The sequence below is a fragment of the Dactylosporangium sp. NPDC005572 genome (genome assembly GCF_040605515.1).
Lineage (GTDB): Bacteria > Actinomycetota > Actinomycetes > Mycobacteriales > Micromonosporaceae > Dactylosporangium.
Window position 1 is genome coordinate 90,810 of the sequence record NZ_JBEXCY010000022.1, and the last position, 9,227, is coordinate 100,036.

The 9,227-nt window shown below is 73.3% G+C and carries 9 protein-coding genes and 1 pseudogene; 5 read left to right on the plus strand and 5 right to left on the minus strand.

Going from position 1 to position 9,227, the window contains the following annotated elements; genetic code table 11:
- Positions 1-399 precede the first annotated feature (399 nt).
- The 3 genes from ABZS66_RS14370 to ABZS66_RS14380 are packed head-to-tail and all read right to left on the minus strand — an operon-like array spanning position 400 to position 2,927.
- A complete protein-coding gene (locus ABZS66_RS14370) occupies positions 400-1,182 on the minus strand; it encodes a maleylpyruvate isomerase N-terminal domain-containing protein (protein WP_354757568.1) in 783 nt (260 codons plus the stop codon).
- A gap of 33 nt (positions 1,183-1,215) precedes the next feature.
- A complete protein-coding gene (locus ABZS66_RS14375; RefSeq protein ID WP_354757569.1) occupies positions 1,216-2,490 on the minus strand; it encodes an MFS transporter in 1,275 nt (424 codons plus the stop codon).
- Positions 2,487-2,927 carry a MarR family transcriptional regulator gene (locus ABZS66_RS14380; RefSeq protein WP_354757580.1) on the minus strand — a complete coding sequence of 147 codons (441 nt, stop codon included), beginning with the start codon at positions 2,925-2,927 and terminating at the stop codon, positions 2,487-2,489. Before ABZS66_RS14380 ends, ABZS66_RS14375 begins: the two co-directional genes overlap by 4 nt.
- A 104-nt stretch (positions 2,928-3,031) precedes the next feature.
- Here ABZS66_RS14380 and ABZS66_RS14385 point away from each other — a divergent pair, with 104 nt between their 5' ends.
- Both ABZS66_RS14385 and ABZS66_RS14390 read left to right on the plus strand, forming a co-directional pair.
- On the plus strand, positions 3,032-3,262 hold the full coding sequence (locus tag ABZS66_RS14385; RefSeq protein WP_354757581.1) for a DUF2530 domain-containing protein: 231 nt from the start codon (positions 3,032-3,034) through the stop codon (positions 3,260-3,262).
- 9 nt (positions 3,263-3,271) lie between these two features.
- Positions 3,272-3,673, plus strand: a complete 402-nt coding sequence (locus ABZS66_RS14390) for a VOC family protein (RefSeq protein WP_354757570.1) — start codon at positions 3,272-3,274, stop codon at positions 3,671-3,673.
- Here ABZS66_RS14390 and ABZS66_RS14395 read toward each other — a convergent pair.
- Positions 3,654-4,328, minus strand: coding sequence for a helix-turn-helix domain-containing protein (locus ABZS66_RS14395; RefSeq protein ID WP_354757571.1), 675 nt, complete (start codon positions 4,326-4,328; stop codon positions 3,654-3,656). The two genes, ABZS66_RS14390 and ABZS66_RS14395, sit on opposite strands and share 20 nt — an antisense overlap.
- On the minus strand, positions 4,315-5,166 hold the full coding sequence (locus ABZS66_RS14400; protein ID WP_354757572.1) for a DUF3027 domain-containing protein: 852 nt from the start codon (positions 5,164-5,166) through the stop codon (positions 4,315-4,317). The genes ABZS66_RS14395 and ABZS66_RS14400 overlap by 14 nt, the downstream gene beginning before the upstream one ends.
- Before the next feature lie 59 nt (positions 5,167-5,225).
- Between ABZS66_RS14400 and ABZS66_RS14405 the strand changes: the two are divergent.
- The 3 genes and pseudogenes from ABZS66_RS14405 to ABZS66_RS14415 all read left to right on the plus strand — a co-directional run.
- Positions 5,226-6,665: pseudogene (locus tag ABZS66_RS14405) on the plus strand (MFS transporter); the annotation flags it as partial.
- A gap of 488 nt (positions 6,666-7,153) precedes the next feature.
- Positions 7,154-7,846 carry a futalosine hydrolase gene (locus ABZS66_RS14410; RefSeq protein WP_354757573.1) on the plus strand — a complete coding sequence of 231 codons (693 nt, stop codon included), beginning with the start codon at positions 7,154-7,156 and terminating at the stop codon, positions 7,844-7,846.
- A gap of 608 nt (positions 7,847-8,454) precedes the next feature.
- A partial coding sequence (locus ABZS66_RS14415; protein WP_354757574.1) for a 1,4-dihydroxy-6-naphthoate synthase occupies positions 8,455-9,227 on the plus strand: 773 nt, incomplete at its 3' end.

Genomic DNA, 9,227 nt, shown 5'->3' on the forward strand with positions numbered 1-9,227 from the left:
CCCACACGAGGCCTGGCCCGACGAGCCGGTCGAACGACCACGCTGTTGCGTCTGCCCTCCCGGGAATCGGGCTCCGGGGCAGGCGCGACCGGGTGTCCTTCGGGCTCAGCGCTCCGACCCGGACCACGCGCAGGTCAAAGCGTCACGGCGTCGACGGTGGCAATGGAGGGTGGACCGAGCGGTCCCGCCCCGGCCTTGCGAGCAGCTCCGCCCCTCCCGAGCGCCAGCTCGGCCCTGCGAACTGCCCGCCCGGCCTCAGCGCCGGCCTTGCCCTGTGAGCCGCCGCGCCCGAGCGCCGGCTTGGCCTGCGAGCCGTCCGCCCCGGCGACAGCGGGACCCGGTCGGCGGCGCCCCCTCGTCGCCGCCGGCCCAGCCCCGCTGCCCGGTCCATGGGGGCCGCTACTGGGTGGACGCGACCAGCACCGAGCGGAACTCCCTCAGGGCCTCCTCGTCACCTTCCACCGTGACGGGCGGTTGCGCATCGGCCGTCGGTACCGACTCTCGGGCCCACAGCCAGCGCAGCACCGGCGCCGGCGCGCCGCGGACTAACGCGTCGGCCTCGGACAGCGCGGACGGCGCGGCGTCGGTCACCGTGACGGCGTCGGGGTCGGTGCGGACCAGCCAGGCCCGGCCGTCGGTGACCCGGACGGCCAGCGTGCGGCCCTTCGCCGCGCCCAGCGCCGTGGTGAACTCGCCCGGCCAGGCGTGGGTGCCGTAGTCGACGAACAGCTTGAGCACCTCGTCGATGCCGTCGACGGCCAGGTCGTCCGGAACCGGGGCGACCTGGACCTCCAGCGCCAGCTCGGCGTCGATGCGGTGGATGACGGACTCCTGGGCCATCCGGCGGATCCAGAAGCGCACGGTCTGGTCGGGCTTGTGCCAGGTCGGGGTCGCGTCGCCGTCGGAGCGGCGGGCGAACTCGTCGATCAGCTCGCCATAGGCCCGGTCGAGCAGGTCGACCGGCTCCTCAGCGGCCAGGTGCTCCGGCGGCCAGGGATCCGGGAACGCGGCGGCGCGCATCGTCATCGCCTTGTGCAGATAGACCTCCGCGACGTGGCGAACCAGGTCGGCGGTCGTCCAGTCCGGGCAGCTCGGGACCGGGGCCGCGAGATCCCGGCCCGCGACGGTGCGCAGCCGCAGGTAGTCGTCGGCGAGGCACTCCAGCAAACGTGACCGTTCCATGCCGGCGACTCAACCACAGGGGTACGACATTTTTCAGCGAACCGGCTCCAGCACCACGTGGACGCGCGGGCGCGGGCGCAGGTGGACGTGGACCTTGCCGCCCGTCTTGCGCAGCTGGAAGACGGCCACGACCAGCGTCACGAGCAGCGAGATCAGGCCGCCCGCCCAGATGCCGGAGCGCGGGCCGAACTGCTCGGCGCACCAGCCGATGACCAGCGAGCCGATCGGCGTGCTGCCCAGGAAGACCAGCACGTAGAGGGCCATGACGCGGCCGCGGAAGGCGGCGTCGGTGCCGAGCTGGACCCGCTGGTTGGCGGCCTGCGCGAAGTAGATCATGAAGAAGCCGGTCGGCAGCAGGAGCAGGACCGCGACGATGAAGGTCGGGGCGAAGCCGACCAGCGTCTCGAAGGCGCCGAACAGGATGGCCGCGCCGAGCACCAGCCACACCGAGGGGCGCGACCGGCGGCGCGAGCTGGCCAGGGCGCCGGCCAGCGCGCCGACCGCGATGGCGGTGGTGAGCAGGCCGAAGTACTGCGCGTCGACCTTGAACTCGACCCGCGCGAGCACCGCCAGGGTGAGCTGGAAGTTGAAGCCGAACAGGCCGATCACCAGGACCAGGAAGATGGCCAGGCTGAGGTCGGGGCGCTCCCGGACGTACCGCAGCCCGTCGACCGTCCGCGCGTCGCGGGCGGCGACGGGCGCACGCTCCACGCGGTACAACTCGGAAGAACGCATCCGCGCGAGCGAGACCAGCGGGGCGATGCTCAGCAGCGCGGTGAGCAGGAAGATCGGGCCGGTCCGGTCGCCGAGCAGGGCGATGACGACGCCGGCGATCGCGGGCCCCACGACCCGGGCGGTATTGAACGTGGCCGACGACAGCGACAGCGCGTTGGGCAGCAGCTCCTTCGCGACCAGCTCGGACACGAACGCCTGGCGGACCGGTGTCTCGATCGCGCTGATCATGCCGAACAGGCCGGCCGTCACGAACACCCACCAGAGGGTGACCACGCCGGACACGACGAGCACCCCGAGCAGGGTCGCGACCAGCGCCCCGGCGCCGTTGGCGATCAGCAGCAGGCGGCGTTTGTCGTACCGGTCGGCGAGCTGGCCGCCGTACAGCGTGAGGAGCAGCACCGGCGTGAACTGGAGCGCCGTCACCACGCCGAGCGCGCTCGCGCTGTTGCCCGAGAGCTGCAGGACCAGCCAGTCCTGCGCGGTGAAGAGCATCCACGTGCCGAGCAGCTTGATCAGTTGGCCGGTGGAGAAGAGGCGATAGTTGCGGACCTTGAGCGAGCTGAAGGTCGTCATGCGCTGCGGCCGATCCGCCCCAGGATCTCGGCGGCCTGGGCCAGGATGGACCGCTCCTCCGGGGTGAGCGCCGTGAGCTGCTTGGCGAGCCACTCGTCGCGTGCACGGCGGTGCTCGGCGACGACGGCGCGGCCGGTCTCGGTGGCGGCCAGGATGACCTGGCGGCCGTCGGTCGGGTGCGGGCTGCGCTGGACGAGCCCGCGGTCCTCCAGCTTGGCGACGATCTTGGTCAGCGTGGGCGGCTGGACCCGCTCGGCCTCGGCGAGCTCGCGCGGGGTCAGCGCCCCGTGCAGCTCCAGGCTGGTCAGCGCGGAGAGCTGGGTGATCGTGAGATCACCGATCGGGCGAGCCTGGCGCAGCCGGCGGTTGAGTCGCGTGATGCTGTCCCGGAGCGCCGCAGCCAACTGGGCGCCTGCGATTTTGGGAACACGAACCATCACGTTCGTTAGCTTACCTAATGAGCATGGCTAACGACCTGTGTCGGTGGTCACGGGGGTACCGTGGGCGCGTGACCACGCCGCCGAAGCCGCTCGACCCGCCGATGGTGCCGTTCGCCGTCGCCGGCATCGGCCTGTGGATCGTCGCGATCCTGGTCATGCTCCCGTTCCGGGACGAGTTGGCCGACAACGGGCACGGCACCTGGTTCGGCATCGCCGTCGCCGGGGCGCTCTGGGGCATCCCGGGCCTGCTCACGATGGTCGTCCACGACCGCAACCGGCGGCGGCGGAGGGCGTCCGATTCCTTCAAGACCGGCGAGCCGACCGCGTCGTAGCGTCGGGGCATGACACCCAACCTCAACGTCATCGGCGTCGTCGTCACCGACATGACCAAGTCGCTCGACTTCTACCGCCGGCTCGGCCTCGACGTCCCACCGGGCGAGAACGACAACCCGCATGTCGAGCACGTCCTGCCGGGCGGCGCCCGGATCATGTGGGACACGGAGGCTACGATCCACTCCTTCGACCCGGAGTGGAGCGCACCGGCCGGGCACGGCCGGATCGCCCTCGCGTTCGAGTGTGCGTCGCCCGGCGAGGTCGACCGCCTCCACGACGAGCTGGTGCAGGCCGGATATACGAGCCACAAGGCGCCCTGGGACGCGTTCTGGGGTCAGCGGTACTGCTGTGTCCGTGACCCCGACGGCAACAGCGTCGACCTCTACGCCGCTACCGCAGCACCTCAGTGAGCGGCGCGCCGGCCAGCGCCCTGACCTCCCGCGCGAGGTGGGCCTGGTCGGCGTAGCCGGAGGTCGCCGCCACGGTGCCGAACGCCATCCCGCCGCGGGCCAGGTCCAGCGCCCGGTTCAGGCGCAGGATGCGGGAGAGCGTCTTCAGCCCGTAGCCGAACACCGTCAGGCTCCGCCGGTGCAGCTGCCGCTCGCTGAAACCCACGTCGTTGGCGACGGCCGCGACGGGTGCGCCGGCGCGCAGCCGCGCGGTCACCGAGTCGATCCAGGCCTCCGCCGGGTCGCCCACGCCGATCAGCGCGGCTTCGAGGGCGGCCGCCCGGTCGGGCGCCTCGGCGAGCCGTTCGGCCAGCTGCCGGGCCCGTTTTTCACCCCAGAGATCATCCAGTGGTACCCGGAGATCTCGCAGTTCGTCAGCCGGAATCCCCAGGATTCCGGCCGCCGTGCCGGGCGCGAACCGGATCGCGGTGAGCCGCTGGCCGGCGGGCGGGTCGGCGAGGTGCGCGACCGTGTCGGGGCCGGCGACGACCAGCCGGCCGTCCATGTGGATGAGGTCCATGCACCCGTCGGGCAGGATGCGCCCCGGGCCCGTCGGACTCCTCTGCCAGACGACCGCGCCCGGGATGCGGGAGGGGCGCTCCTCAGCCGTGCCCATAGGGCTCGGCGGGCTCGGCCTCGTCGACCGACCCGTGCGCCCGGCTCACCGCCACCGACTCGACCTCGCTGTCGTCGAACACCGTCGGCAGCTCGTCGACCGTCTGGACCTGCTCGACCAGCACCTCGGAGTGCGCGCCGCAGCCGTGGTCGGCCGAGACGACCTGGGCGTCGTCGGGTGCGTACTCGTTGCCGCAGACCCCGAACGCCTGGCGCAGCGAGCCGGCGAGCTGCAGGTAGAACCCGCAGGAGCTGCAGCGGGCCGAAGCCGGCGCGGCGACCGAGATGGGCGCGTTGGGCCCGCGCTCCCCGTCATACCACCGCTGGGCGGCGTCGAGGCGCCCCTCGCGGGACATCACGCGGACCCGGCCGAGGCCGAGCTCCCGGTTGGTCTCCTCGACCGCCGGGTCGTCGGACTGCACGTAGCCGGGTGCGAGGCGCGAGTCGTCGGGCGGGGTCGGCAGCAGGTCGCCGACGCCCAGGTCACCCGGCTGGAGTCGCTCCTGCCACGGCACCCACTCGGGCGCGCGCAGCGCGTCGGGGCCGGGCAGCAGGGTCGACTCGCAGATCGTGACCTGCTTGCTGCGCGGGATGCGGGTGACGCTGACCGCCCACCGCCAGCCCCGGTAGCCCGGCAGGACGCAGGCGAAGAAGTGCGTGACGAGCCGCTCACCCTCGGCAGCGACGCCGAGGTGCTCACCGACGTGGTCCGGATCGACGACGTCCAGACCGAGGCGGGCGACCTCGACCGCGTCCGCGCAGACCTGGTCGGGCTTGGCGGCGCGGCCGCTTCCGCGGGCGGGGGCAGTCGAGGCTGTCACACCCCCATTGTTCCTCATCGCCACGCCAGCCTCACACGCGGCACGAATTTGTCGCACCCATGGTTCAGGATGGGGGCATGTCGGTGATTCGAGGCGTGGCGCAGACCGTGGTCACCACCGTGCGCGCGGCACGGGTCGCCACGGTCGGCACGTCACGGGCGGGCCGGTTCCTCGGGCGCAACCTGCTGCGCGTCCGTGAGCGGGGCGCCGGCGGCGGCACCGGCATGCTGCGCCTGCTCGACCTGCACGCGGCGTCCTGCGCGGGCGACACCCTGGTCGCGCTGGGCCTGGCCGGCACGATCTTCTTCTCGGTGCCGGCGGGGCAGGCGCGCGACCGCGTCGCGCTCTACCTGATCGTGACGATGCTGCCGTTCGCGCTGCTGGCGCCGGTGGTCGGGCCGGTGCTCGACCGCTTCCGCCACGGCCGGCGCTATGCGCTCGCCACGACGATGCTCGGCCGCGCGTTCCTGGCGTTCCTGATCTCCGAGCACCTCACCGGCTGGGCGCTCTATCCGGCGGCGTTCGGCATGCTCGTGCTCTCCCGGGCCTATGGCGTGGCCCGCAGCGCCGCCGTCCCGCGGGTGCTCCCGGCCGGCCTGGGCCTGTCCGAGGCGGGCGCCCGGGCGTCGGTCTTCGGCACGTTCGCCGGCGCCATCGTCCTGCCGATCGGCCTGCTGGCCGGCCGCTTCGGGCCCGAGTGGCCGCTGCGGCTGGCGATCGTCGTCTTCTTCTGGGGCATGGTGACCGCGCTGCGGCTCCCGCCCCGCGCCGACTCCGACCCGCCGGAGGAGATGCCGCGGATTCTGCGCCGCCAGGGGTATCGCGGTGCGAAGGTGCTGTCCGGCTCGGTCGTCATCGCCACGCTGCTCGGCAGTGCCACGCTGCGGGCGCTGTATGGCTTCCTGACGCTGTTCCTGGCGTTCGCCATCAAGGAGGGCACCCTCCCGGTCCGGATCGCCGCCTGGGAGCTGTCCGACGAGGCCGCGGTGGTGGTCGTGGCCGGCGCCCTCGGGGTCGGCTCGTTCCTGGCCACGGCGATCGGCACCCGGCTGCGCATCCACCGCCCGGCGCTGCTGCAGGCGATCGGCATCGTGCTCGCCGCGTTCGTCGCGGTCATCGCCGCCGACCGCAACTCGCTCGGCGCCGTCGCCCTGCTGTGCCTGGTCACGGCGATCGCCAGCGGCCTGGCCAAACTGGCCGTCGACGCCTCGATCCAGGAGCGCGTCGACGAGAAGGTGCGGGCGAGCGCGTTCGCGCACTCGGAGACGCTGCTCATGGTCGCGTGGGTGGTGGGCGGAGCGATCGGCCTCATCCCGTTCAGCGGCCAGTGGGGCATGATCGTCGCGGCCGGCTTCATGACGGTGGGCGCGGTGCGCGCGCTGTATTCCGCCGTGGTGCTGCGCCGGGAGCGCCTGCACGGCGCGCCGCCCGACGCTGATGCCACCGATTCCGAGACGACGCAGACGGCCGGGACCGCGCCCACCGGGCCGGGTGCCGGCGCCGGGGCTGGGACCACGTCCGGGACCGAGGGCGCTTGGAGCGGATCAGGGTCCGCCGGGACCGGGGCCAGGAACACCGCTGGGGCCGGCGGCGCTGGGACCACTGGGTCCGCGTCCGCTGGGACCAGGGCTGGGAGCACTGCCGGGACCGGGTCCGGGGCCAGATTCGCTGGGTCCGGGGCCGGTGCGCCGCCGTCGCAGGCATCGCGGGCGTCTCGGGCGGCGGACTCCGACGCGACGACCGTGCCGCGGCCCGCGGCTGGCGCCACGCGGAAGATGACGCCGGTCCAGGAGAAACCGGCCGCGCAGGAGAAGCGGCGGTTCGGCTGGCGGCGGACCCGGCGGCTGTCCGACGAACTGCCGCCTCCGGCCACCGCCCAGACGCGCAAGATGCCGGCGGCCGACGTCGAGGTCGAGGACGAGGCGACGCGGGTGGCGCCGCCGGGCTACACGCTGTACCGGCCGTCGGGCACCGACCCGACCGCCCGGCTGGAGGACGAGGACCGATGAGGGACGTGCTGGGGTACGGGCGGACGCTGGTCATCACGGCCGTCGAGGCTGAGCGGGGCGCGGTGCTCGCCGGGCTGGGCCTCGAGTCGCAGCCGCCCGACGCGCTGGAGGCGGGCGCCCCGGTGGTGGTCGCCGCCGCGGGCGTCGGCCCGGCCGCCGCGGGCGCCGTGACCAGCCAGTTCCTGACTACCGCCGTGCACGCCGGCGCGCCGTTCGACCTGGTCCTGTCGGCCGGCATCGCGGGCGGCTTCGCCGGCCGGGTGGAGATCGGCGGCCTGGTCGTCGCGACCGAGTCGATCGCCGCCGACCTGGGCGCGGCCGGCCCCGACGGCTTTCAGAGCGTCGACGAGCTGGGCTTCGGCACGGCACGCCACGAGGCCGACCCGGCCCTGCTGCGCGCGTTACGAGTGACCTTCCCGGAGGCGATCGGCGGCCCGGTCCTGACCGTCTCGACGGTCACGGGCACCGCCGCGACCAAGGAGACGATCGAGAAGCGCCACCCGGACGCGGTCGCCGAGGCCATGGAGGGCTTCGGCGTGGCCACCGCGGCCCGCCTGTGGCCTGCCACGGCCTTCGGCGAGCTCCGCACGATCTCCAACGCGGTGGGCCCCCGCGACCGCGCCGCCTGGCGCATCCCCCAGGCCCTGGAAACCCTTCGCGACGCCTTCGCGACGCTCTCCGGCCGCTGACCCGCCGCGCGCTCCGCCCGGCGACCCCGGCCTCGGTTCGGCGTGGCCCGCTCGCCCGTGTCGCTCGCCCGTGCGGCTCGCGACCCTTCGCCACCCTGCCGGGTCAGGCCGCCGACTTGCTTGCCGCGCGTTCCTCCGGCCGTCCTGGCCCCGGTCCGGTGTGGCACGGTCGCCTGGCACGGTCGCCCCCGTCGGGCATCGTTGCCCTGGTCCGGAGTGGCGTGCTCGCCTGGCGTGGTCGCCACCACCGAGCGTCGCCCTGGTTCGGTGTGGCCTGCTTACCCGTGTCGGTCGCTCGCCGGTCGAGCTGCCGGGGCGGAGGAGTTCGCCACACCTCAGTTCGTGCCCTCGCGGCCGCGACTCGGAGGATTTGCCGTCTTGCCCGCGTGGGCAGGCGTCGCTTCCGCAGCGTGTCCATGATCGTGGGAAGCATTTGGCTGCCATGGCTACCAGGAGTTTCCCTTGATCATGGAGCTGCCTCGGCGGGTGGTGAATGAGCAGTGCTACGGATTGATCAAGGCCTGGGCGGTCGTGGAGTTGCGAGGGTCACAGGTGGGGATTCGGCAGTCGGGTCGCGGACGCGGCGGTGAGGGCTAGATTCGGGACTTGTGACGCTTTCGCTCGCTTTCTCGCCGTGCCCCAATGACACCTTCGTCTTTCATGCGCTCGCGCATGGGCAGGTGCCCGGGGCGCCGCGGTTCGACGTCACCTACGCCGACGTCGACGTCACGAACACGGCGGCGTTGCGTGGGGAGTTCGACCTCGTGAAGGTCAGCTACGCGGCGCTGCCCTGGCTGCTCGACCAGTACACGCTGCTGCCCTGCGGTGGCGCCCTCGGGCGCGGGTGCGGGCCGCTCGTGCTCGTCAAGGACCAGTCCATCACGAGTCTCGCCGGGCGGCGGGTCGCGGTGCCGGGGGACCGCACGACCGCGTATCTGCTGATGCGCCTCTGGTCGGCCGGGGAGCCGCCGGCCAGCGTCGAGGTGGTGCCGTTCGCGGAGATCATGCCGGCGGTGGCGGCGGGGAAGTTCGACGCCGGGCTGGTGATCCACGAGGCGCGGTTCACGTTCCAGCGGTATGGGCTGCACGCGCTCGCCGACCTCGGTGAGTGGTGGGAGACCGACACCGGGCTGCCGATCCCGCTCGGGGCGATCATCGCCCACCGGGACCGGGTCGACCCGGAGCAGGCGACGGCCTGGATCAAGGAGTCGGTGCGGCAGGCCTGGGCCGACCCGGCGGCGAGCCGGCAGTACGTGCTGGAGCACGCCCAGGAGATGGAGCAGGACGTCGTCGACCAGCACATCAAGCTCTACGTCAACGAGTTCACGAGCTCGCTCGGGCCCGACGGGCACGCGGCCGTGGACGCCCTGCTGACCCGGGC